This window comes from Nitrosomonas supralitoralis, from assembly GCF_003011925.2.
GTDB lineage: Bacteria > Pseudomonadota > Gammaproteobacteria > Burkholderiales > Nitrosomonadaceae > Nitrosomonas > Nitrosomonas supralitoralis.
Window position 1 is genome coordinate 1 of the sequence record NZ_PXXU01000230.1, and the last position, 268, is coordinate 268.

Annotated in this window: 1 pseudogene; it reads left to right on the forward strand. The window is 37.3% G+C overall.

What is annotated here, in order from left to right:
- Positions 1–64: 64 nt before the first annotated feature.
- Positions 65–183, forward strand: a pseudogene (locus tag C7H79_RS17565) (IS5-like element ISCARN85 family transposase); the annotation flags it as partial.
- Between the last annotated feature and the right edge of the window lie 85 nt (positions 184–268).

Here is a 268-nt window from a genome sequence, read left to right on the forward strand (position 1 = left end):
AGTTATATTAGAAGCTTAGTGGGTATAAATATTTGTATCTGTTAGCCCTTATTTTTAACATTGAAGTGGTATGCTGCAAAAGGTTTTTGAGCAGTTGCAGCAGCAACAAATCATTCGCATCAAAGTGCATTCTGATGGTACGGGTGCATTAAAAGGAACAGTCCACAATTCATCGGTAAATCCGGGGCGATTCAATAATACCTTTAGCTAGCAGTTCTTTAAAGTGTTCTTGCTGATTACGAGCTTCTTTCAATCACATCAGGATAAA